19 protein-coding genes are annotated in these 23,338 nt (G+C 73.7%); 12 read left to right on the top strand and 7 right to left on the bottom strand.

Annotation, left to right across the window (positions count from 1 at the left end; translation table 11 throughout):
- Positions 1-48: 48 nt before the first annotated feature.
- Together IO40_RS0121820 and IO40_RS0121815 are read left to right on the top strand one after the other, a co-directional pair.
- Positions 49-984 (top strand): SDR family NAD(P)-dependent oxidoreductase, encoded by a 936-nt coding sequence (locus tag IO40_RS0121820; protein WP_016470833.1) that lies wholly within the window; start codon positions 49-51, stop codon positions 982-984.
- Between the two features lie 59 nt (positions 985-1,043).
- The gene (locus IO40_RS0121815) at positions 1,044-2,234 is read left to right on the top strand and encodes an alcohol dehydrogenase catalytic domain-containing protein (RefSeq protein WP_016470832.1); all 1,191 of its coding nucleotides are present in this window, start codon (positions 1,044-1,046) and stop codon (positions 2,232-2,234) included.
- Positions 2,235-2,263: 29 nt separating this feature from the next.
- Here the strand turns inward: IO40_RS0121815 and IO40_RS0121810 are convergent, their stop codons facing one another.
- The 3 genes from IO40_RS0121810 to paaI all read right to left on the bottom strand — a co-directional run bounded on the left by IO40_RS0121810 (position 2,264) and on the right by paaI (position 5,641).
- Entirely contained in the window at positions 2,264-3,841 is a 1,578-nt protein-coding gene (locus IO40_RS0121810; protein WP_016470831.1) for a hypothetical protein, read from the bottom strand.
- A 97-nt stretch (positions 3,842-3,938) separates the two neighbouring features.
- Positions 3,939-5,252 carry a phenylacetate--CoA ligase PaaK gene (gene paaK / locus IO40_RS0121805; RefSeq protein WP_016470830.1) on the bottom strand — a complete coding sequence of 438 codons (1,314 nt, stop codon included), beginning with the start codon at positions 5,250-5,252 and terminating at the stop codon, positions 3,939-3,941.
- Positions 5,249-5,641: a hydroxyphenylacetyl-CoA thioesterase PaaI gene (gene paaI, locus IO40_RS0121800; RefSeq protein ID WP_031175966.1), complete on the bottom strand. Its 393-nt coding sequence runs from the start codon at positions 5,639-5,641 to the stop codon at positions 5,249-5,251. Before paaI ends, paaK begins: the two co-directional genes overlap by 4 nt.
- Before the next feature lie 239 nt (positions 5,642-5,880).
- On the opposite strand from paaI, the gene IO40_RS0121795 reads away from it, so the two are divergent.
- The 3 genes from IO40_RS0121795 to IO40_RS0121785 all read left to right on the top strand — a co-directional run bounded on the left by IO40_RS0121795 (position 5,881) and on the right by IO40_RS0121785 (position 8,241).
- Positions 5,881-7,107 (top strand): MFS transporter, encoded by a 1,227-nt coding sequence (locus tag IO40_RS0121795; RefSeq protein WP_016470828.1) that lies wholly within the window; start codon positions 5,881-5,883, stop codon positions 7,105-7,107.
- A gap of 55 nt (positions 7,108-7,162) precedes the next feature.
- Positions 7,163-7,402 (top strand): hypothetical protein, encoded by a 240-nt coding sequence (locus IO40_RS0121790; RefSeq protein ID WP_016470827.1) that lies wholly within the window; start codon positions 7,163-7,165, stop codon positions 7,400-7,402.
- 380 nt (positions 7,403-7,782) lie between these two features.
- Positions 7,783-8,241 carry a MarR family winged helix-turn-helix transcriptional regulator gene (locus IO40_RS0121785; RefSeq protein ID WP_016470826.1) on the top strand — a complete coding sequence of 153 codons (459 nt, stop codon included), beginning with the start codon at positions 7,783-7,785 and terminating at the stop codon, positions 8,239-8,241.
- An 89-nt stretch (positions 8,242-8,330) separates the two neighbouring features.
- Here the strand turns inward: IO40_RS0121785 and IO40_RS0121780 are convergent, their stop codons facing one another.
- The 4 genes from IO40_RS0121780 to IO40_RS0121765 form a co-directional block, all read right to left on the bottom strand.
- Positions 8,331-9,737 carry a nucleotidyl transferase AbiEii/AbiGii toxin family protein gene (locus tag IO40_RS0121780; RefSeq protein WP_016470825.1) on the bottom strand — a complete coding sequence of 469 codons (1,407 nt, stop codon included), beginning with the start codon at positions 9,735-9,737 and terminating at the stop codon, positions 8,331-8,333.
- On the bottom strand, positions 9,734-10,435 hold the full coding sequence (locus tag IO40_RS38930) for a hypothetical protein (protein ID WP_041968806.1): 702 nt from the start codon (positions 10,433-10,435) through the stop codon (positions 9,734-9,736). Before IO40_RS38930 ends, IO40_RS0121780 begins: the two co-directional genes overlap by 4 nt.
- Positions 10,436-10,478: 43 nt before the next feature.
- Complete coding sequence (locus tag IO40_RS0121770; RefSeq protein ID WP_016470823.1) at positions 10,479-11,237, bottom strand: MerR family transcriptional regulator; 759 nt, start codon at positions 11,235-11,237, stop codon at positions 10,479-10,481.
- Between the two features lie 184 nt (positions 11,238-11,421).
- On the bottom strand, positions 11,422-12,765 hold the full coding sequence (locus IO40_RS0121765) for an MFS transporter (RefSeq protein ID WP_031175964.1): 1,344 nt from the start codon (positions 12,763-12,765) through the stop codon (positions 11,422-11,424).
- 467 nt (positions 12,766-13,232) lie between these two features.
- Between IO40_RS0121765 and IO40_RS0121760 the strand changes: the two genes are divergently transcribed.
- The 7 genes from IO40_RS0121760 (at position 13,233) to IO40_RS0121730 (ending at position 23,323) form a co-directional block, all read left to right on the top strand.
- Positions 13,233-13,736 carry a hypothetical protein gene (locus IO40_RS0121760; protein WP_016470821.1) on the top strand — a complete coding sequence of 168 codons (504 nt, stop codon included), beginning with the start codon at positions 13,233-13,235 and terminating at the stop codon, positions 13,734-13,736.
- Positions 13,737-13,757: 21 nt separating this feature from the next.
- Entirely contained in the window at positions 13,758-14,489 is a 732-nt protein-coding gene (locus IO40_RS0121755) for an endonuclease V (protein WP_016470820.1), read from the top strand.
- A 150-nt stretch (positions 14,490-14,639) separates the two neighbouring features.
- Positions 14,640-16,529 carry a methylmalonyl-CoA mutase family protein gene (locus tag IO40_RS0121750; RefSeq protein ID WP_016470818.1) on the top strand — a complete coding sequence of 630 codons (1,890 nt, stop codon included), beginning with the start codon at positions 14,640-14,642 and terminating at the stop codon, positions 16,527-16,529.
- Positions 16,526-18,850 carry a methylmalonyl-CoA mutase gene (scpA, locus tag IO40_RS0121745; protein ID WP_031175963.1) on the top strand — a complete coding sequence of 775 codons (2,325 nt, stop codon included), beginning with the start codon at positions 16,526-16,528 and terminating at the stop codon, positions 18,848-18,850. Before IO40_RS0121750 ends, scpA begins: the two co-directional genes overlap by 4 nt.
- 4 nt (positions 18,851-18,854) lie before the next feature.
- Positions 18,855-19,841 carry a methylmalonyl Co-A mutase-associated GTPase MeaB gene (gene meaB, locus IO40_RS0121740; protein WP_031026342.1) on the top strand — a complete coding sequence of 329 codons (987 nt, stop codon included), beginning with the start codon at positions 18,855-18,857 and terminating at the stop codon, positions 19,839-19,841.
- A gap of 306 nt (positions 19,842-20,147) precedes the next feature.
- Positions 20,148-21,554 carry a GntP family permease gene (locus IO40_RS0121735; RefSeq protein WP_030405980.1) on the top strand — a complete coding sequence of 469 codons (1,407 nt, stop codon included), beginning with the start codon at positions 20,148-20,150 and terminating at the stop codon, positions 21,552-21,554.
- Between the two features lie 278 nt (positions 21,555-21,832).
- Positions 21,833-23,323 carry an APC family permease gene (locus IO40_RS0121730; RefSeq protein WP_030405979.1) on the top strand — a complete coding sequence of 497 codons (1,491 nt, stop codon included), beginning with the start codon at positions 21,833-21,835 and terminating at the stop codon, positions 23,321-23,323.
- Positions 23,324-23,338: the final 15 nt, after the last annotated feature.

Below are 23,338 nucleotides of genomic sequence, written 5' to 3'. Positions count from 1 at the left end.
GATGCGGGGAACCGCCGTGGGACGACACCCCCGTGAAGGAGGCCGGTGATGGACGCACTCTCGGATCTGTCGGTGCTGGTGACAGGCGGTTCCCGCGGACTGGGACTGCTGCTGGCCCGGCAGTGCGTGGAGCGGCGCTGCGACGTCACCGTCGTGGCCAGGGACGCGGCCGAGCTGGAGCACGCCGTGGAGCTGCTGCGCCGCAGGACACGGGAGAACACGGTCACCGGGCGCGTGTGCGACGTCACCGACCGGGCGGCGGTGCACGAGGTGATCGAGCGCACCGCGGCCGACCAGCACGGGCTGGACGTGGTGCTGGCGAACGCCGGGAACATCCAGGTGGGGCCGGCCGAGGAGTCGGGGACGGAGGCGTTCCGCAGCGCCATGGAGACGATGTTCTTCGGTGCGCTGCACACCTCGATGGAGGCGCTGCCGCATCTGCGGGAGAGCCCGGCGGGCGGCCGGCTGGGCCTGATCGGCTCGATCGGCGGGCTGCTGCCGGTACCCCATCTGGTGCCGTACTCGTGCGCGAAGTCGGCGGTCGCCGCGCTGGCCGAGGGGCTGCACGCCGAGCAGGCCGAGCACGGGGTGACCGTCACGGCGGTGCATCCGGGACTGATGCGGACCGGCTCGCACCGGCAGGTGGAGCTGTCCGGCGACCAGGGCCGGGAGTTCGCCTGGTTCGCGACGCTGGCCGGGCTGCCGGGCCTGTCGATGGACGCGCTGCGGGCGGCCGAGCGCATCATCCGCGCGCTGGAGCGGCGCCGCACCCGGGTGGTGCTCACCCCCGCGGCACAACTGGGCGCCAAGGCGTACGGCGTGGCACCGACGCTGGTGACCCGCACCAACGACCTGGTGGCGCGGCTGATGCCGGACCCCAAGCAGTCCGGCCGCGAGGGCCGGTCCCGGTGGCAGTCGGCGGTCAGCGCGCTCAACGACCGTGCGGCCCGCCGCCTCAACCAGACGAGCGGCCAGCCGGGCTGAGCCGTCCCCCGCCCACCGGGAGCCGGCCGACCGTGCACGGACGACGCGAGGAGAGGTTCATGAGGGCCCTGACCTACCAAGGCAAGCGCAATGTGACGGTGGAGACCGTGCCCGACCCGGAGATCTCCGAGCCGGACGATGTGGTGGTACGCGTGACCACGAGCGGGATCTGCGGTTCCGACCTGCACCTGTACGAGGTGCTGGGCCCGTTCCTGGACCAGGGGGACGTGCTGGGCCACGAGGCGATGGGCGTGGTCGAGGAGGTCGGCCCGGAGGTGGAGTCGGTCTCCGCCGGCGACCGGGTGGTGGTGCCGTTCAACGTGAGCTGCGGCACCTGCTGGATGTGCCGGCAGGGCCTCCACTCGCAGTGCGAGACCACGCAGGTGGAGGAGTGGGGCAGCGGCGCCGCGCTGTTCGGCTACAGCAAGCTGTACGGGCAGGTGCCGGGCGGGCAGGCGGAGTTCGTGCGGGTGCCGTTCGGCAACCACTTGCCGATCAAGGTCCCGGACGGGCCGCCGGACGAGCGGTTCGTGTACCTGTCGGACGTGCTGCCCACCGCCTGGCAGGCGGTCGCCTACGCGGACATCCCGCAGGGCGGCACGGTGACCGTGCTCGGTCTGGGGCCGATCGGTGACATGTGCTGCCGTATCGCGCTGCACCGCGGCGCCTCCCAGGTGATCGGCGTGGACCTGGTCCCCGAGCGGCTGGAGCGGGCCGCCGCGCGCGGGGTGCACACCCTCGACCTGCGGGAGCACCAGGACATCGGCGCTGCGGTACGGGAGCTGACGCACGGACGGGGCACGGACGCGGCGATCGACGCGGTCGGCATGGAGGCGCACGGCGCGCCGGTGGCCAAGGCCGCCCACCAGGCGGTGGGGCTGCTGCCGGAGACGCTGGGCCAGAAGCTGATGCAGCGGGCCGGGGTGGACCGGCTGGCGGCGCTGAACGCGGCGTTCGACGTGGTACGGCGCGGTGGCACCGTGTCCCTGTCGGGCGTCTACGGCGGTTCGGCAGATCCGCTGCCGATGCTCAAGCTGTTCGACAAGCAGATCCAGTTGCGCATGGGACAGGCGAACGTGCACCGCTGGGTGGACGACATCCTGCCGCTGCTGACCGACGAGGACCCGCTGGGCGTCGATCATTTCGCGACGCACTCGCTGCCGCTGGAGAAGGGACCGGAGGCGTACGGCACCTTCCAGCGCAAGCAGGACGGCATGGTCAAGGCGGTGCTCAAACCGACGGCGGCCTGAGCCGCCGGGCCGGGAGCGCCCGGGCCCCGTCACCCCCACCGGGCCAGCAGGGCGCCGCAGTAGGTGTCCACGCCCATCACCGGGGGCGGCGGGGCCGCCGGCTGGACGGCGAGGACGAGCGCGGCCAGCTCGGGCGACCAGGCGCGCAGCGGCAGCCAGGCGGCCACGTGGGCCTGTTCGCGGTCGGTGCCGGGCCGGCCGTCGCCGCTCACGTCGTGCCGCATGCGGGGCCGCTGCCCGGGGTCTCCGCCGAGCGGGCCCTGACCGGCGACGACGTGCCGGGTGAAGGTCGTGGCCACCGCCCGCAGGTCGCTGTCGGTGAAGACCGGCGGCACCGTGCCGGGCGGCTGGCAGTGGTACAGGTGCAGGAAGTCGAGGTCGATGAGGGCGTGCGTGACGTCCTCGGGCGCGGTGACGGGCGCGTACGAGGGGCGCACGCCGGAGCCGTCGGTGGCGGGTGAGCCGGTGGCCGTCCAGCCGTTGTGGACGCGGCCGAAGGCGGGCCAGTACGGCCATACGGCGGCGCCGTCCCGCCGGGCGAGGTCGGCCTTGAGCGAGCGGGCCATGGCGGCGGCACGCTCGGCGTACTCCTCCTCGCCGGTGAGGGCGGCCAGGTGGACGAGGGTGCGGCCCATGGCCAGGAACTCATTGGTGGGCAGTTCCGCCCCGGCGAAGGAGACGGGCTCGTCCGGCAGCCAGCGGTAGCAGCCGCGCCGGTCCGCGACGGGCTGCCACTGGTGGTCGTGCGCGGCTACGGCCCGTCGGACCGCGTCCAGATAGCCGTCGAGGCGGGCCCGTACGGCGGGCGGCACGGCGCGGGACCGCCCGGTGCGGGCGAGCCGCACCAGCCCCGCGATCGGGTAGGCGATCATCCCGGTCTGGGCGGCGAGTGCGACGCGGGCGGGCTGCACGGAGTACTCCCCCGCACGGACCCGGCGCGGCGCAGGTGACCGCAAGGGCGACGGCCCCTGCGCACCGTCCCGCGCGAGCAGCCGCCCGGTCACGGCGGTGCGCTGGTCGTACGCCTCGTACAGCACCCGGTCGGCGCGCCGCGGGTCGGCCGGGTCGAGGCTGAGCCCCTCCACCGTGCAGGCGGGGCGCCCCTTGCCGGTGACGGTGAGGGTGAACCGGTCGCCGCCGTCCTCGGGAGCGACGGTCACCACGGCGTCCACGGCACGCGGCGGGCAGACGGTCACCTCCAGGGCGACGGCGCCGCTCTCGTCGGGCACGGCGGCGGTCGCGGCGGTGAACTTGCCCGCCGTGGACCACACGGGTGCGCTGCGGCCCCGGTGGTCGCGGCTGCCGCGCTCGTCGTCGCGCGCGGCCAGCACCCGGTCCACGATGCCCGCCAGCCGGCCGGCGTAGACGGGGTTCCCGGTGCGCTCGGCCATCAGCAGATAGCCCTGCATCCGCCAGGAGGTGCCCCAGCCGATGACCCCGTTCTCGTTGTCGCCGGGCACGCCGAACGTGTCCGAGTCCTTGGTCAGCTCGTGCTCGACGTGGTGGAAGTAGCGGGCACCGAACCGGTGGCCCCGGGTACGGGTGGGCAGGGGGAGCGACCACGGGGCGCGGGGGCGAGGGCGGCTACGCCCTGAGATCAGCGTCATACCGGCAGTAAAACCGACATCCCCGGCAGCCGCCCGCCGGGCGGCTCCCACCGGGGGCCGCCCACTGCCGCACGGGGACACCGCGCCGGGGAAGCGGTCAGGCCGGGGCCGTCTCCGGTGCCGTCCGCAGGTCGCGGATGCGGCGGAACTTGCCCGCCGACCGCTCGACGGTCCCCGGATCGACCACCCTGGCCTCCACCGTCACCCCTATGCCGTCCTTGACGCCGCGCGCCAGAGCCGCCTCGGCCGCCTCCCGCTGGGCACGGGAGGTACCTGGCCGCGCCTCCACGAGGACGCACAGATGGTCGGTGCGGCCCCGCCGGGTGAGCTGGAGCTGGAAGTGCGGGGCGACGGCGGGCAGCGCCAGCACGATCTCCTCTATCTGGCTGGGGAAGACGTTGACGCCCCGCAGGATGATCATGTCGTCGCTGCGGCCGGTGATCTTCTCGATGCGGCGGAACGCGGGCCGCGCCGTACCCGGCAGCAGCCGCGTCAGATCCCGGGTGCGGTACCGCACGACGGGCAGCGCCTCCTTCGTCAGCGTCGTCAGCACCAGCTCGCCGCGCTCCCCCGGCTCGGCCAGGGGCCGCTCCCCCAGCGGGTCCACGATCTCCGGATAGACGTGGTCCTCCCACACGTGCAGCCCGTCCTTGGTCTCCACGCACTCCTGTGCCACCCCGGGGCCCATCACCTCCGACAGCCCGTAGATGTCCACCGCGTGCAGGTCGAAGCGGTCCTCGATCTCCCGCCGCATCGCCTCCGTCCACGGCTCCGCGCCGAAGATCCCCACCCGCAGCGAGGTGCCGCGCGGATCGATGCCCTGCCGCTCGAACTCGTCCAGCAGCGTGAGCATGTACGTCGGCGTCACCATGATGATGTCCGGCCGGAAGTCCTGGATGAGCTGCACCTGCCGCGCGGTCATCCCGCTGGACGCCGGGATGACGGTGCACCCCGCGCGCTCGGCCCCGTAGTGCGCCCCGAGCCCGCCCGTGAACAGGCCGTAGCCGTAGGAGATGTGCACCTTGTCGCCGGGCCGGCCGCCCGCCGCGCGGATGCAGCGCGCCACCAGCTGAGCCCAGGTGTCCAGATCCCGCTGGGTGTAGCCGACCACCGTGGGGCGCCCCGTCGAACCGCTCGACGCGTGGATGCGCCGCACGTCCTCCATCGGGACGCCGAACATCCCGTACGGGTACGTGTCGCGCAGGTCCGCCTTCGTCGTGAACGGGAAGCGCGCCAGGTCGGCGAGGGTCCGGCAGTCCTCGGGCCGCACTCCGGCCGTGTCGAACTTCCTGCGGTACAGCTCCACGTCCTCGTAGGCGTGCCGCAATGTGGCGCGCAGCCGCTCCAGTTGGAGCGCCCGCAGCTCCTCGCGGTCCAGCCGCTCCCCCGCGTCCGCGAGTCCGCCCCTCATGCCGTCGCCTCCGTCCCCTTGACGGGCGTCGCCGTGCGGCTGCGCCCCCGGAACTCCGCGATCACCTGCTCGCCGCGCAGCACCGTCACGTCGTAGAGACCGCTGCGCCCGTGCCGGACGCGTTCTCGCGCGACGGCCCGCAGCTCGTCGCCCTCCCAGGCGGGCGCCACGAAGGTGATGTCCGCACCCGCCGCGACCGTCACCGGACCGTGGCTGTTGCACGCGCAGGCGAACGCGGTGTCCGCGAGGAGGAACACATAGCCGCCGTGCGCGGTGCCGTGGCCGTTGACCATCTCGCCGGTCACCGTCATCCGGACTTCGGCGAATCCGTCGCCCTCGTCGACCAGTCCGATCCCCAGCCCGGCCGAGGCCCTGTCGGCCTCCAGCATCGCCTCCACGGGTCCGTTCCCCACGTGTGACCTCCCCGTCCGTGCCGACCGACCATTCGGTGCGGCCAGTTACGCAGCGGGACGGCAGCACTGTCAAGAGACGTGCACGCACACGAGAGGCCGCTTGCCGGTGTGAGCCCGCCCACATCCTGAACCATTCGATCCAAGATATCTTGTACCGAACGATTCAAGATGCTTACCGTGACGACCAGTGGTTCCCGCACCCGAAAGGCCACAAGGTGATCGACAACGTCGCGACGGCCGCCCGCACACCAGCGGCCCCACCCGCCGAGGGACGCCGGCCACGCGCCGGGTTCTGGCTCACAGCCGCGGTGTACATGCTGGTCATGCTGGGCGGGACGCTCCCCGTTCCGCTCTACGCGTTCTGGGCCCCGCAGATGGGCTTCGGCCCCTTCACCACCACACTGGTCTTCGCCGTCTACGCCTTGGGGACCGTGCTCGCCCTGATGGTCTTCGCCTCGCTGTCCGACCGCGCGGGCCGCCGCCCCCTCCTGGCCGCCGCACTCCTGGCCGCAGCCGCGAGCACGGTGCTGTTCCTCGTCGCCCACGACGTCACAACCCTGCTGGCAGCGCGGTTCCTCTGCGGTCTGAGCACGGGCGTCTTCACCGCCACGGCGACCGCCGCCCTGGGGGAACTGGCCGGCCCCGGACACACCCGGCGTGCGTCGACCGTCGCCGCGGTGGCGAACATGGGCGGACTGGGACTGGGCACCGTCGCCGCGGGCCTGTTCGCGCAGTACGGGACGGACCCCACGCACCTGGTGTTCCAGGTCTACCTCGCCGGCCTCGTCCCGGCACTCGTGGCCCTCGTCATCACCCCGGAGACCGTCGAGCACCGGCAGCGCCCCGCACTGTCCGTGCGCCGCCCCACCGTTCCCGGCCGGCGGCCGGCACGGGCCGAGTTCCTGCGCGCGGCCACGGCCGTTCTCGCCGCCTTCGCGGTCAGCGGACTGTTCTCCTCGCTGGTGCCCTCCTTCCTCCGCGAACAGTTGCACGTCCACAACGTCGCCGCTGTCGGCGCGCAGGTCGGACTGTTGTTCGTGGTCGCCCTGATCGCCCAGGTGGCCGCACCGCAACGGTGGACCTCCGGGCGCTGGCCGGCCCCGGGCTTCCTCATCGCGGGCGTCGCGGTGTTCGAGGCCGGACTGTGGATGCGGTCACTGCCCGCGTTCGCCGCCGGAACGGTGCTGGCGGGGGCGGGCATCGGCCTGGCCTTCCGCCGCGGCATCCAGGTCACCCAGCGGCTCGCGGACCCGCACCACCGAGCGGACCTGCTGTCCACGTACTTCCTGGCCGCCTACACCGGCACCATCGTGCCCACGCTGGCCCTCGGGGTTCTCAGCCAGGCCCTCGACCAGGATCTCGCGACCCTGATCCTCGCCGTCGCCGTCGTGGCCACCACCTTGGCCGCCGCGCTGAACCGCCCCGCCCGCGCCCCTGCCTGAGCGCGCACCGTCACGAGGCACCATCGCGCAGAACCAGCAGCGCAAGAGCCGACGGATGTCCGTCCCCGTCCTGACGGCAGACGGAGAGGAGCACGTCGTCGGCGCGACGATGGAACTGGCCGCCGGCCATGTGGAGAGCCTCGTCCTTGCCGGGTGCGGCCACCACCCCGCCGAGGAGACCCCGGAGGCGATGCCGGCGGCGCTGACCGCCTTCCTGGCCCCCTACCGCGACGGGCGGGGGACATCCGGCGCCTTCTCGGCACGGGGTGCCCGAGCCGGGGCGGCCACGGACTGACGCCGGCGCCCACCGGCCCTACGGGCGGCGGCTCTGCCCCGAGGCAGCCGGGCGCACCGGTTCCCCGCGGCGCACGCGGCGGTCCCGGGGCCTGGCGAGGAGCCGGGCCGCGCCGCCCGCTGCCTGCGGCGGCGCCCGTGACATCTCCGGGGTGCGGCCCCGGGGGACAGCGGCGGGGCACCCGGCGGGACGGCGTCGGCGTGCCGTCCGTGCGCCCGGTGGGCACTGTGCCACCTCGCAGGCGCGTGCACAGGCTGCCGGGACCGGCCGCCCGTGTCGGCGCGGGCCCGGGTCCGGCGGGGCCGGCCGGTAGCCTGGCGGGCAGCCCCCGGGCGTCCCGCGACCGGCCCGGGCCCGAGCCCGAACGCACCGAGGAACCGATGGACCACAGCCGCCGCAATCTGCCCCAGCTCCTCGGCGAGGGGCGGCGCTGGTTCGAGGAGGCGCTGCTCGCGGCGCTGGCGGCGGCCGGTGCGGTACCGGTCTCGCCGACGCAGGCGCAGCTGTTCTCCGTGCTGGACGAGGAGGGCACCACCGTCGCCGAGCTGGCGCGCCGCATGGGCGTCACCCGGCAGACCGCCCACCAGGCGGTGCACGGGCTGGTCGCGGCCGGGCTGCTGGAGCAGACCCCCGATCCGGCCTCCGCGCGGCAGCGGCTGATCCGCCGTACCGCGGAGGGCACGCGGGTGCACGCCCGGGCCGAAGAGGTGCTGGCCGCGTTGGAGGAGCGGCTCGCCGAGCGGATCGGTGCCGAGGCGGTCGCCGCGCTACGGGCGGCGCTGGAGACCCCGTGGGGGCCTCCTCCGGCTCCGGACGGCGGCCAGGGACCGGCCGGCTGAGTCCGCGCGGCCCCGGCGTCATCTTCCGCAAGCCGCCCGGTGGCCTGCGGGTTCCTCGGTGGAGTTCCGCACCGCGGCGGGCCCCGCGTTCAGTCCCCGCGCAGCCACTCGGCGGCCCGCGTCAGGTCCGGGGCGGGCCAGCCCTCCCGGCGCCAGGGCCGCTCCGGGTCCGGATCCGGCCGGAAGGCGGCCAGTGCCGAGCACACCTCTTCCAGGGTGTGTCCGGCGGGGCCCAGCAGCTGGCGGGCGACGACCAGTGCGGAGCCCGGCGGTACGTGGGAGCGGTGCAGCCGCTGGAGCACGGCGGGCAGGCCGCCGGCCGCGAAGGCGGCATGTGACTCCGCCACCAGCGGGGCGAGCCAGCGTGCGCTGAGCCGGTAGCGGACGGACTCGCCGCTGCCGTCGTCCTTTGGCGCGAACGTGGGCGCCAGACCGGCGTCCAGCCTCTCCAGCCACTCGGCCGGGGGCCCGTCCGGGGCCGTGGCCGCCGGGCCGGTGATGTGCGGATGGTCCTTGGCGAACTCCCGCCACTCCGCCTGGGCCGCCGCATGGCGGATCACCCCGGCCAGCACCGGGTTGCGGTCGAAGTACCCGTACTCGACGTCACGGAAGACGGCGCGGAGCAGATCGAACGACAGGGTGAAGGACGGGTCCTCGGCCAGCAGCACCGCGTCGTAGAAGTCCTTGCCCTCCGGGTACATGTCGTTGGCCAGCCACAGCACCTTCCACGCCAGGGACAGCTCACGGGTGGCGGCCCGCAGCGTCAGCGGTCCGCCGGGCACACCGTCGGGACGCGGCACCCGGGTGGGGGCGGCGGGCGCCGGCAGGGCCTCCCCGAAGACGAAGTCCAGCTGCACCGTGCCGCCGGGCAGCCCCTCCGCGTTCCACGGAACGACCAAGCGGCGGCCCGGCACCCTGTCGTAGGTCCAGATCTCGTCGCGGGCCGCGCCCCGCGCGTCCAGCAGGACCGGCCCGCCGGCACGGGCGGAGTGCTCCTCGGCGGCGCGCGCCAGCTCCTCCAGCATCCGTTCGGTCCGCGGATCGGCAAGCTGCCAGGTCACCGGCTCCACCACGAAGTCGAGGTCCCCCGGCTCCCGCGCGGCGTCCCCGTACCAGGCGCGCAGCAGCACACTGCCGCGCAGCACCAGGTGCGGTGCCCACGGCGAGTCCGCGACGGCGGCCAGCACGTGGTCCAGCGCCCTGCGGCGGGCCGCGTACCAGCGGGTGCCCGCCTGAGCGTCGGCGAACTCCGGTTCACCGAGCCGCATGGCCCTGGTGTGGTGCTGCACGGACGGGTCGAACACCGGCCGCTGCACCACCGCCTCCCCGCCCGCCACCGGACGCAGCGTGGGCGGCAGTTCCAGCCCCCTGCGGGTGGCCTCGTCGGGCTGTTCCTGGGGGACGGTCTCGTCGGCGGGCCAGGGGCCGAAGGAAAATCTGCGCCACTCCGGCCCGGGGCGCTGTCCGCCGGGCTCCTCGGCGGCCGTGCCGCTCACCGCCGCTCCCCCTCCCCCGCCACCGCACCGGGAAGCCACCCGGCGTCCAGCGCCTCGGCGCTGTCGTACACGACGAACTCCCGCTCCACGGCGAGGATGTCGTGGGGCAGCTCGGACAGCGCGGCCAGCAGCGCCGCCAGCCGGTGTCCCGCGGTCGCGCCGCCCACCTCGCGGCAGCGCTGGGTGACGAACCGTTCCTGTTGCCCGTCCCGTCTGACGCGGCGCGCATTGCGGGACAGATGCGCGGCGTGCCGCGTCGCCGCCCGGGCCAGTGCGCGGGGCACGCCACCGGGCGGCAGGAGCAGTTTGACGTGGTGCTCGAAGTAGCGGGAGGGGCCGAGCAGCATGCCCTCGCGGTCGCTGCGGGGCACGCCCCGCGCCCATGGCGCCGCCTCCACCTTCGTCCGCACCACCGGGCAGCCCAGGGCGGCCAGTTCGCCTGCCGCCGCCCCGGCCGCGTCGCACGCCGCCGCGGACGTGCCCTCCACGGCGAGCGTCACCATCGGCTGCACGGGGGTGCGGCCCCGGTCGAGCACGATGTGCGCGTACTTCCAGGAACGTTCCGCCGCGTAGGCGGCGAGCGCGCCGGAGGGCACGGCCGGACAGTCGGGGGCGACGGTCAGATGGATCTCGAACTCGCCCGAGAAGGACGGCCCGGTGCCTGCCGCCGGGACGGTTCCCGACGACGGCGTGGACAAGGGTGCGGATGCTGCTGCGGATTCGGGCACGGGTGCGATGCTCTCAGGCGCCGGTGCCCGGCCCGGGGCCGGTGCCGGGCCCGTACTCGCGCAGATACGCGTGCAACTGGCCCGCGCCCTCCAGCATGGCCCTCGTGGTGGCCGTCAGCTCCTCCTCGCGCCGGGCCAGTGCCGCCCGCAGGGCCTCCGTACTGCCCGTCCGCCTCAGTCCGTCGAGGACCGGACGGATCTGAGGCAGCGGGTAGCGGCTCTGCCGCAGCAGCGCGACCAGTCGCGCGTCGCGGATCTCGGCGGGCCCGAACCGGCGGTATCCGGTGTCCGGCTCCCGGCGCGGGACCAGCAGCCCGGCGGCCTCCCACACCCGCAGCGCGGAGGGGCGCACCCCCAACTGGTGTGCGAGTTCACCGATCCGCAAGGTGGTGCGGGGCCGGGCCGTCTCCTCGGGCGCCTGCCGGGCCACGGCGGTCAGTGCCTCGCTCGCGGCCCGGAGGGAGCACCGCTGCTGGTGCTGTGCGGCGTGCCCCTCGTCGACCAGGGCGAGCACCTGGGTCACATCGCCCTCGTGCAGGGCCCGCATCATCCGCTGGGCCGCCACCAGTCCGAACCCGGGGACGAGACAGCGGTAGAGCAGCAGGGCGGCGCGGTGGCGGGGCGTGAAGGTGCGGTAGCCGGACTCGGTGCGGGCGGCCGGCGGAAGGACGCCCGCCTCCTCGTAGTTGCGCACCTGCTGGGTGGAGATCCCGGCGGCCCGCGCCAGGTCGACGGAGCGCAGCCGCCCGCCCCGTGCGCTGTCGCTCCCCATCCGCCGCCGTCCCCTTCCCTGACCGGTTCCTGACCGGACAGCCGGTGTCCGTGCAGCCCGCAAAGGATAGGTCACGGGCGCGGGACGGACGCGCCTCGCGTGGGCGGGCTCCCTCCCGGCCGGGCCAGGAGGGAGCCCGTCGCAGGGGAGGGCTGCGGCCGGCCGCAGCCCTCCTGCCACGGGTTCACCCCAGTGTTTCCTCGGGCACCGCCAGGGGCGGTGCGGAGATCCGCCAGGCGACGAGGCAGGCCGCGGCCAGTCCGGCGACGGCCAGCACGCTGCTGGTCAGGAACGGGTCGGTGCCGACGGCGGGGGCGAAGCCGATGCCGACGTAGAGCGTGACGCCGGTGGATCCGCCCAGTTGGTCGGCGGCCCGCTGGACGCCGGAGGCGATACCGGCGTCGTCACCGGTCACTCCCGTCACCGCGATGTACTGGAGTCCGACGATCCCGAAGCCCATCCCGGCGGCGACGAGGACCATGGCCGGGATCATCGCCCACCCCGCGGCGCCGACACGGGTGACCAGTGCGATGGCCGCCATCGCCAGCGCGGTGAAGCCGATCCCGGCCAGGACGCAGGCACGGGCGCCCCACCGCCCCAGCAGCCGGGGCACCAGCACCGACGCCAGGATCAGGGACACCGCCAGGGGCAGCATCGTCAGCCCGGCCCGGAGCGGGCTCGCCCCCAACCGGTCCTGCAAGTAGTAGGTGAACAGCAGGAACGAGGTGGACAGCGCGGCGCTCAGCAAGGCCGTGGCCAGGTTGGCCAGGACACGCGGCCGGTGGGAGAAGAACCGCAGCGGCACGAGCGGGCTGCGGGAGCGGCGCTCGGCCCTGACGAACAGGACACCGGCCGCCACCGCACCCGCCAGCGCCACCGGCGGCAGCCACGGCAGTGCCGTCTCCGCCTCGCCCGCCTCGACGACCCCGAGGGTGAACAGCAGCGGAGCCGCGACCAGCAGAAGGGAGCCGGGCAGGTCCAACGTGGCGGGGACGGCGGGCCGTTCCGCGGGGACGAGGAGGAACACCGCGCCGAGCACCACCACGATGAACGGGACGGACACCAGGAAGATCCAGCGCCAGCCGAGCAGTTCGGTGATGACCCCGGACAGTACGAAGCCGACGACGAGTCCGCAGCTGGCGACGGCCGCCCACACGCTCAGTGCCCGTGACCTGCGCGGCCCTTCCGGGAACAGCAGCACGATCACCGCCATCGCCGCCGGCAGCGCGACCGCCTCACCGGCGCCCTGCAACAGCCGGGCCGCCACCAGCAGGGCGAACGAGGGTGCGAGCCCCGCCAGCAGGGAGGCGGCGCCGAAGAGGGCCGTGCCCAGCAGCAGGATGCGCCGCCTGCCGAGTACGTCACCCAGCCGGCCGCCGAGCATCAGCAGCCCGCCGCCGGTGATCGTGTAGCCGACCACGACCCAGGTCAGGGCGTGCCCGTCGACGCCGAAGCCGGCGCCGATCGAGGGCAGTGCGACGTTGACCACGGTCACGTCGACCGCGATGAAGAACTGCAGCATGGCCATGCAGCACAGCACCAGCCACGCGCGCACGGGAGACGGTCCGTCTCCGCGTGAGAGGGAAACACCTGAAAACACCGTGTGCTCCGTTGCTCAGAAGAAGTTCCGAGCAGCACGAACGTGCCGCTCCGGTTCCAGCACGAAGCGGCGAAACGTTCAACAGGAGTGAGACGAACGCCCCGCCGCTAGCGGAGCGTCCTCGTCACCGCGGCACAAGCCGCGCACGAAGCACCGGACATGCCGCCCAGGGTAGCCCAGCCCCGGTGTCCCCGTCCGCCTCCGCTACGACCGGTGCGGGCGGCGGCATCGGCAACAGGGCGGATTCGCGGGGCGCGTCGGCGCACTGGCGTATCCCGGCACCCCGCGGAAGGCGGACGATGCGGTCACCGGCCCGGTCCGGGCAGCGGATGTCACAGAGCCGCAGTCGGCGAAGTACGAGACGACGAGACGAACGAGAAGAGCGAGGTGTGGGCATGCTCCGCAGGACGACCCGTACGATCCGCACCACCGTGGCGGCGGTCTGCGCCGCCGGCGCCCTGGCGCTCACCGCGGCCCCCGCCCAGGCGACGGCCTCCCCGCCGGTGACCCGCGCCGACGCCCCGCCCGCGGCCGGGACGTCCGGCTCCTTCGCGGCGCACACCGCGGCCGTCGCGGACCGGCACACCGGTCCCGAGATCCACCGTTTCCTGCGCTGGTTCTACGGGCAGCACGGCCCCGACGAGCAGCAGCGCGAGCACTTCGTCTCGGATCTCCTCAAACGCAAGCAGGCCGAGAACCCGGGTTACGACGTGCTGCTGTGCGCCCAGAACACTCCGCGGCGCATCGATGTCGGGCCGGTCACCGTCGCCCAGTCGGCCGGTGTCGGCTGGGCCACGGTGACCGCGCACTGGAGCGACGGCACCACCAGCGCGTTCACCGCCTACGTCGCCCTAGACTCGCACCCGATCGAACTGCACGACGTCGTGTGCGGGCAGTGAGGCACGAGCAGGGAGCAACGGGTGGGGACGGACACCGGGGCGCACGGAACCGGCCGCGGGGAGCCGCAAGGACGGGCCCTCACCGGGCATGACTGGCCCACCACCGAGGCGGAGGCGGTCGCCGTCCAGGAACGCGTCCGCGCCGCCGCCGACACGATGGGCCCGGGCCCGGCCCCCGAGGAGGTCCGCACCGTCGCCGGGGTGGACGTCGCCTACGCGGACGACGGCACGCTGGTGGCCGCCGCCGTCGTGCTGGAGACGGCCGGTCTCACCGTGGTGGAGGAGTCCGTGCACGCCGGCCGCGCCCAGTTCCCCTACGTCCCCGGGCTCCTCGCCTTCCGCGAACTGCCGTCCGTCATGGCCGCGCTCGACGGCCTCGCCCACCGGCCGGACGTGCTGGTGTGCGACGGCTACGGCATCGCCCACCCGCGCCGCGCCGGACTCGCCGTCCACCTCGGCGTGTTGACCGGCATTCCCTGCTACGGCGTGGCCAAGACACCCTTCCTCTTCGACTATGAACAGCCCGGCTTCGATCGCGGCGCCACCTCCCCGCTGACCATCGACGGCGAACAGGTGGGCTGCGCGCTGCGCACCCAGGACGGCGTCAAACCGGTGTTCGTCTCCGTCGGCAGCGGCATCGGCCTGCCGCACGCCACCGCCCTCACCCTCCGGCTGGCCCCCGCCTACCGCCAGCCGGAGACCACCCGCAGGGCCGACCGGCTGGGCCGCGCCCGGCTCGCCTCGCTCACCTGACCCGGCCCCTGGCCCCGCCCGGCCGCGCCACCGCGCCCGTTCGCCACCGGGTGGCGGACCGCGTCCATCCGGGCTCCTTCACGGAGGGAGAGTGCAAGGTCACACTCGTGCCCCCTGCTACTCGCCGGTCGCCTCACCTAATCTGCGGCCATGACGGTCCCGCCTGAAGAAGGGCTCTCCCTCGCTCAGGACTTTCCGGACGCCACGTACGACCAGTGGCAGCAGCTCGTCGCCGGGGTCCTGCGCAAGACGGGAGCGACGGTCCCGGACGACTCCGGACCCGAGTCCGCCCTCACCACGACGCTCGCCGACGGCATCAGGGTGCAGCCCCTCTACACCCGCGAGGACGGGCACGGCCCCGAGGGGCTGCCCGGCTTCCCGCCCTTCACGCGGGGCTCCCGCCCCGAGGGCAACGCGGCCCGCGGCTGGGACGTACGCCAGCGGCACACCCGGCCCGACGCCGCCGGCACCCGCGAGGCGGTGCTCGCCGACCTGGAGAACGGTGTCACCTCGCTGTGGCTGACGGTGGGCGCCCACGGACTGCCCGCCGACGAACTGGAAGCCGCCCTCGAAGGCGTCTACCTGGACCTGGCGCCCGTCGTGCTGGAACCCGGCGCGGAGCTGGGAGCGGCCACCGCCCAACTGCTGCGGCTGCGCGGCCGGCTGGAGAGCGCACCCGCCGACGGCAGTGTGCTGGGCGCCGACCCGCTGGGCCTCGCGGCGCGCACCGGCGCGCACGACACGGCGGCGGGGCTGCGCCAGGAAGCCGCCTCGCTGGCGGTGCGCTGCGACGCCGGCCATGCGGGCCTGCGCACCTACGTGGTCGACACGCTCCCCTACCACGAGGCCGGCGGCTCGCCCGCCCGCGAGTTGGGCTACGCCCTGGCGACCGGGGTCGCCTATCTGCGGGACATGACGGCGGCGGGGCTGCCGGTGGCGGCGGCCTGCGGCCAGCTGGAGTTCCGGTACGCCGCCACGGCCGACCAGTTCACCACCATCGCCGCGCTGCGCGCCGCCCGCCGGCTGTGGGCGCGGGTGGTGGAGGCGTGCGGCGCACCCGCGCGGGCGGGCGCCCAGCGGCAGCACGCGGTGACCTCACCGGTGATGATGACGCGCCGCGACCCGTGGGTGAACATGCTGCGCACGACCGTCGCCACCCTCGCCGCCGGGGTCGGCGGCGCCGACGCCGTCACCGTCCTGCCCTTCGACGACGCGCTGGGCCTGCCCGACGCCTTCGCCCGGCGCATCGCCCGCAACACCTCCTCCATCCTGCTGGAGGAGTCCCACCTGGCCGGCGTCATCGACCCGGCCGGCGGCTCCTGGTACGTAGAGGCGCTCACCGACGAGCTGGCCCGCACCGCCTGGGAGCACTTCCAGCGGATCGAGGCGGCCGGCGGCATGGCGGCGGCGCTCCGCGACGGGCTGGTGGCCGAGCAGTTGCGCGAGAGCTGGGCGGAGCGCAGCAGCGCGCTGGCCCACCGCCGCGAACCGGTCACCGGTGTCAGCGAGTTCCCGCTGCTCGACGAGCGCCCGGTGGAACGCGAGCCGGCTCCCGAGCAGCCCGGCGGCGGGCTGCCGCGGGTGAGGCGGGACGACGCCTACGAGGCCCTGCGGGCCCGCTCGGACCGGCATCTGGCCGCGACCGGTGCACGCCCCAAGCTGTTCCTGGCCGCCCTGGGGCCGGCCGCCGCCCACACCGCGCGGGTCTCCTTCGTCGCCAACCTCGCCCAGGCCGGCGGCATCCAGCCGGTGCACGACCCGGTCACGGTGGACGCCGGCACCGTGGCGCGGGCGTTCGGCGACAGCGGGGCCACCGTGGCCTGTCTGTGCTCCAGCGACGCCGTCTACGCCGAGGAGGCCGCCGCGACGGCCGCCGCCCTCAAGGAGGCAGGTGCCCGCCGGGTGCTGCTCGCGGGCCGGCCGGACGCGGAGGCGCGTACGGCGTATCTGGCCGCCGGTATCGACGAGTTCGTCCACGCGGGCGGCGACGCGGTCGCCGCCCTCACCTCCCTCCTCGACCGCATGGGGGTCGACGCATGAGCCAGCAGCCGACAGCCGGCGCCGGAGGCGGTGCCGTCCCGGACTTCACCACCGTGAGCTGGGAGTCCGCGCACAGCGGCACCGGTGCAGCGGCCGACCAGTGGCGCGAGGCGGTCAAGGAACGCACCGGGCACAGCGTCGAGGATCTGGCCTGGCACACCCCCGAGGGCATCGCCGTCAAACCCCTCTACACGGCCGAGGACCTGGCCGGCCTCGACTTCCTGGGCACCTATCCGGGCATCGCCCCGTATCTGCGGGGCCCCTACCCGACGATGTACGTCAACCAGCCGTGGACGATCCGCCAGTACGCGGGTTTCTCCACCGCCGAGGAGTCCAACGCCTTCTACCGCCGTAACCTGGCCGCCGGGCAGAAGGGCCTGTCCGTCGCCTTCGACCTGCCCACCCACCGCGGCTACGACAGCGACCACCCGAGGGTGACGGGCGATGTGGGCATGGCGGGCGTGGCGATCGACTCGCTCTACGACATGCGCCAGCTCTTCGACGGCATCCCGCTCGACAGGATGACCGTCTCCATGACGATGAACGGCGCCGTGCTGCCGGTGCTGGCGCTCTACATCGTCGCCGCCGAGGAGCAGGGTGTGCCGCCGCAGAAGCTGGCGGGGACCATACAGAACGACATCCTCAAGGAGTTCATGGTCCGCAACACCTACATCTACCCGCCGCAGCCCTCCATGCGGATCATCTCGGACATCTTCGCCTACACCTCGCAGAAGATGCCGCGCTACAACTCCATCTCCATCTCCGGTTACCACATCCAGGAGGCCGGTGCCACGGCCGATCTGGAGCTCGCCTACACGCTGGCGGACGGGGTGGAGTACCTGCGCGCCGGGCTGGACGCGGGCATGGACGTGGACGCCTTCGCACCCAGGCTGTCGTTCTTCTGGGCGATCGGCATGAACTTCTTCATGGAGATCGCCAAGCTGCGGGCGGCCCGGCTGCTGTGGGCGAAGCTGGTGAAGCGGTTCGACCCGAAGAATCCCAAGTCGCTGTCGCTGCGCACCCACTCGCAGACCTCCGGCTGGTCGCTGACCGCGCAGGACGTCTTCAACAACGTCACCCGTACGTGTGTGGAGGCGATGGCCGCCACCCAGGGGCACACCCAGTCGCTGCACACCAACGCCCTGGATGAGGCACTGGCGCTGCCCACCGACTTCTCCGCCCGCATCGCCCGCAACACCCAGTTGCTGCTCCAGCAGGAGTCGGGCACCTGCCGGGTGATCGACCCGTGGGGCGGCAGCGCGTACGTGGAGCGGCTGACCCACGATCTGGCACACCGCGCCTGGCAGCACATCGAGGAGGTGGAGGCGGCGGGCGGTATGGCCAAGGCCATCGACGCGGGCATCCCCAAGCTGCGCGTGGAGGAGGCCGCGGCCCGCACCCAGGCCCGTATCGACTCGGGGCGCCAGCCGGTCATCGGCGTCAACAAGTACCGGGCGCTGGGCGACGAGCGGATCGACGTGCTCAAGGTGGACAACTCCGCGGTGCGCGCGCAGCAGATCGAGAAGCTGCACAGGCTGCGCGCCGAACGCGACGAGACGGCCTGCCGGGCCGCGCTGGACGCGCTCACCCGCGCCGCCGGTGCAGCGCCGGGGCCCGGTCTGGAGAACAACCTGCTGGCACTGGCCGTGGACGCGGCCCGCGCCATGGCCACCGTCGGCGAGATCTCCGACGCCCTGGAGAAGGTCTTCGGGCGGCACGCGGGCCAGATCCGTACGATCTCGGGTGTCTATCGCGAGGAGGCAGGAGTGTCGTCGTCCCTGGCCCGCACCCGGGAGTTGGTGGACGCCTTCGCCGAGGCGGAGGGCCGCAGGCCGCGGCTGCTGGTGGCCAAGATGGGGCAGGACGGCCACGACCGCGGCCAGAAGGTGATCGCCACCGCCTTCGCCGACCTGGGCTTCGACGTGGACGTCGGCCCGCTCTTCCAGACCCCCGCCGAGGTGGCACGGCAGGCGGTGGAGGCGGACGCGCACATCGTGGGCGTCTCCTCGCTGGCCGCCGGGCACCTGACCCTCGTCCCCGCGCTGCGGGACGAGCTGGCGGCGGCCGGGCGGGACGACATCATGATCGTGGTCGGGGGCGTCATCCCCCCGGCGGACGTGGAGCCGCTGCACGAAGCCGGGGCGACCGCCGTCTTCCCCCCGGGGACCGTCATCCCCGACGCCGCCCACGACCTGCTGCGCAAGCTGGCCGCCGCCCTCGGGCACGACGACCTCGCCGAGGCCGCCGGGAAGGACGGTGCGGCAGGGGACACCGACAGCGGTGGCGCGACCGCCGGGGGCGGCACGGAGGGTGAGGGCTGAGCCGGTGCCGCGCACCATCGACATCGACAGCTACGTCAAGGGCGTCCTGGAGGGCTCCCGCGCCCACATCGCCCGCGCCATCACCCTGGTCGAGTCCCGCCGGGCCGACCACCGGGAGCTGGCGCAGCAGATGCTCACCGCACTGCTGCCCCACGCGGGCGGCGCCCGGCGGGTGGGCATCAGCGGCGTGCCCGGGGTGGGCAAATCCACCTTCATCGACGCGCTGGGCACCCTGCTGACCGCCCGCGGACACCGGGTCGCCGTGCTGGCCGTCGATCCGTCCTCCAGCCGCACGGGCGGCTCCATCCTGGGTGACAAGACCCGCATGGAGCGGCTGGCCGTCAACCCGGACGCGTTCGTGCGGCCCTCCCCCACCGCGGGCACGCTCGGCGGGGTGGCGAAGGCGACCCGGGAGACGATGGTCGTCATGGAGGCGGCCGGGTACGACGTGGTGCTCGTCGAGACGGTCGGCGTCGGCCAGTCCGAGGCCACCGTCGCCCAGATGGTGGACTCCTTCCTGCTGCTCACCCTGGCCCGCACCGGGGACCAGCTCCAGGGCATCAAGAAGGGCGTGCTGGAGCTGGCCGACGTGCTGGCCGTCAACAAGGCCGACGGCCCGCACGAGAGGGACGCCCGCTCCGCCGCCCGTGAACTGGCCGGTGCCCTGCGGCTGATGCGTACGGCGGACGCCGCCTGGACCCCGCCCGTCCTCACGTGCAGCGGGCGCGAGGGCAGCGGTCTGGAGGAGGTGTGGGAGCGCCTGGAGCGGCACCGCGCGCTGCTGGAGTCCAGCGGGGAGCTGGCCGCCAAACGCCGCGACCAGCAGGTCGAGTGGGTCTGGTCGATGGTCCGTGACGAACTGCTCGGCCGGCTGGAGCAGCACCCCGAGGTGCGGCGGCTGGCGCCGCTGCTGGAGGAGCGGGTCCGTACCGGCTCCCTGACGGCGACCCGCGCGGCCCAGCGCATCGTGGAGGCGTTCGGCCTGAGCTGAACCGCCGGGGGCGCGAAGGCGCTCCCGGCGCACGACGCGGGCGCGGGCCGTGCGCCGACAGCGCGCGCCGTGCGGGAGACGCGGGGCGAGAGCGTCGTTCCCGTGCGCAAGTTTCAACCCCGGCTGCATCCCACGTTGGAGCGGGACCCGCCCGCCTGCCGACAGTGTGCGATTTTCCCTGGGCATGTCGCAGCGAGACACGGATTCCGCTCACGACGTGCCGCGTTGACGAGCCCCGGCTTCCAACGAATCGGTTCCCGAAGGGATTCGGACGCACTTCCGGAAGGCTCACCAGGAGAACAGCGGATGGGAAACGCGGCCCCCCTCGTGCACACGGCCGTCGCCATCGCGGCGGTCGTCGTGCTGATCCTCAAGTTCGGCGTGAATCCGGCGCTCGCCCTCGTGCTGGGCGCCGTCTACCTCGGCATCGCCTGCGGCCTCGATCCCGCCCACACCCTGGAGGTCGTCAACCGGGGCTTCGGCGATCTGATGGCCAAGGTCGGGCTGCTCATCGTGCTCGGCGTCCTGCTCGGCACCCTGCTGTCCGCACTCGGCGCCATCGACAAACTCATGGCCCTGCTGCTGCGCAGACTCGGCCCCAAGCTGCTGCCGTACTCGTTCGCCGTCCTGATGGGCACCGTCCTCCAGTTCATCTTCACCGACGTCCTGCTGATGGTGACCGCCCCGCTGGCCCGCACACTCGGGCCGCGGATCGGACGGTACGGCGTGGCCCGGATGGCGGCGGCGATGGCCCTCGGCCTGGAAGTGGGCGTCGCGCTGTCCGTCCCCGGCATCGGCACCCTGGCACTGGCCGGTCTGCTCCACGTCCCGCTCGGCATCATGCTGCTGTACGGGTTCCCGCTGGCCGCCGTGACGATCGTGCTCACCCTGCTGCTCTTCAGCGCCCTGGCCCGGCACGGTTTCTGGGACCCGGAGCGGGACGAGAGGCCGGCGGCGGCCGACCGGTCCGGCGCCGTGCGCAGGCACACGGCCGGGAACAGACCCGGCACGCCCGTCAAGGGCGCCCTCGCCCGGGTGGGCGGCGCGGCCATGTGGCAGCCGGCGAACCCGCCGCCCCTCGCGCTGTCCCTCTCGCCTCTGCTGATCGCCCTGCTGATGATGGCGACGGGCGCCGTCGCCCAGGCCGCCGAATGGCGCTCCCCTCTCGTGACCTTCCTCGGCCACCCGGTCGCGGGGCTCCTCACCGGACTGATCTGCGCCTGCCTGATCGCGCGGCGCCGCCTGCCCGAGGGCGCGGTCGGCGAGGTCTTCGGCGAGAGCTACCGTGCGAGCGGCCAGGTTCTCGTGCTGCGCGGCGTCGGCGGGTCGCTCGCCGCGGTCGTGGGCGCCGTGGGCCTGGGCGGCATCATCGAGGACAGCGTCGGCCAGGACCCCTGGGCCCCGCTGGCACTCGTGTGGGCGCTGGCCGCCGTACTGCACATCGCCATCGGCTCGGTGATCACCGCGGCCATCACCGCCGCCGGTGTGCTGGCTCCGGTGGCGCCCGAACTGGACGTGCAGCCGGTGCTGGTGGCCCTGGCGGCGGGCGCCGGCTCGCTGTTCGCCATCCACGCCACCAGCAACACCTTCTGGCTGCTCCAGAGCCTGCTGGGCCAGACCCCCAGAGGTGCCCTCAAAACGGTCACCGTGACCGTCTCCGCCGCCTCCCTGATCGCCTTGGGTCTCATCCACGTACTGAGTCTGGTGGTCTGAGCGCGGCGTGCGGGCCGCGAAAACCTCCGATCCGCGGCTGCGATTTCCTCATGCGGCGTTTTCCTTACCGTAACGGCATGTTGACCGTCGGGAACCTGCGGAAAGCCCGCCGACAGCCACGGATTTCGTGGAAGAGAGGTCTTGACTGCTCCGCGCTTCAACAGCTTGTATGCGCTGACCGGAGCGAAGCTCCGCCCCCGCTCATTCCTCACCGCACCGCGGTGTCCCCCGGAGGCGATACCCCTCCCCGCCAGCACACGCAGGACGAACGGAACCGCATGACCGAGACGTTCGAAGACACCAGCAGGCCCCGGCTCACACGCTCCATCGGCGTCGTGGGCGGCACCCTCCTCACCCTCTCCTGTCTGACCCCGGCCTCCTCACTCTTCGTGATCGTGCCGGACTCCTTCGGCGCCCTCGGCACCGGCACGGCCCTCACCCTCGCCGTCGCCGCCCTGCTGTGCGTCGCCGTCGCCTTCACCTACTCCGAACTCGGCACCCTCGTCCCGAGTTCCGGCGGTGAATACGCCATGGTCGGCACCCTGATGGGCAGGCTCGCCGGCTGGCTCGTCTTCGTCCTGTCCCTCATCGTCGTGATGATCGTGCCGCCGATCATCGCCCTGGGCACCGCGGACTACCTCGCGCCCGTCGTCGATCTCGACCCCCGGTTCGCCGCCGCCGCGGTCATGCTGCTGTCCACCGCCATGGGTCTGCTGGACCTGCGCGCCAACGCCTGGATCACCGGCATCTTCCTCGCGCTGGAGGTGGTGGGCGCCGGCATCGTCGCCTTCCTCGGCTTCACCCACACCCAGCGCCCGGCCTCCGTGCTCCTCCACCCCGTCATGGACGGCGGCCAGGGCCACACCGACCCGGTCACGGCCGGTCTGATCGTCACCGGGCTCGCCACCGCGCTCTTCATCCTCCAGGGCTTCACCACCGCCGTGTACCTGGCCGAGGAGATGGAGAACCCCCGCCGCACCGTCTCCCGGACCGTGCTGTGGACCCTGGGCATCGGCTTCACCATCGTCTTCGTCCCCGTCGTGGCGATCACCCTGGGCGCCCCGGACCTGCACTCCCTGGCCGGCGGCGACATCGCCGGCATGGTGCAGCAGTGGAGCAACTCGACCGTGGGGACGTTCATCAGCCTCTGCATCGCGCTGGCCATCGTCAACGCCGCGATCGTCATGGTCATCCAGAACTCCCGCGTCGTCTTCGCCTCCGCCCGCGACGCCGCCTGGCCCACCCCCGTCAACCGCGCCTTCTCCCGGCTCGGCGCGCGCTTCGGCTCCCCCTGGGTCGCCACCCTGGTCGTCGGCGTACCGGGCGCCGTTCTGTGCTTCGTCAACCTCGACGTCCTCAACGAGGTGACCGGGGTCGCCGTCGCCGGGATGTACGTCTTCGTCGCGCTGGGTGCCCTGGCGGCGCGCCGCGAGAACTTCAAGCACCGGGCCGCCTGGCGGATGCCGCTGTGGCCGGTGCTGCCCGCACTGCTGATCGCCGCCCTGCTGTGGGTGCTGTGGCAGCAGAGCGCCGAGAGCCTGCTGATCACCGGCGGGATCGTCCTCGTCGCCGCCGTCTACTGGGCCTGCTACCTGCGGCCCCGCCAGGAGACCCACTGGGTCATCTCCGTCCCCGAGGAGGACGTGGCCGCCTCCGTGCCGGCCACGCCCCCCGCCCCGGCGGGCGACGGCCACCGGACGGACGGCGAGCAGGGCGACGACCGGAACGACGGCCGGGGCGACGGGCACGACGCTCTCCAGCCCGTCTGAGCCCGGCGCGCCCCA

The organism is Streptomyces albus subsp. albus, from assembly GCF_000725885.1.
GTDB lineage: Bacteria > Actinomycetota > Actinomycetes > Streptomycetales > Streptomycetaceae > Streptomyces > Streptomyces albus.
Note: the sequence above shows the minus strand (reverse complement) of the source record. Positions and strands in the feature narration are given on the sequence as shown.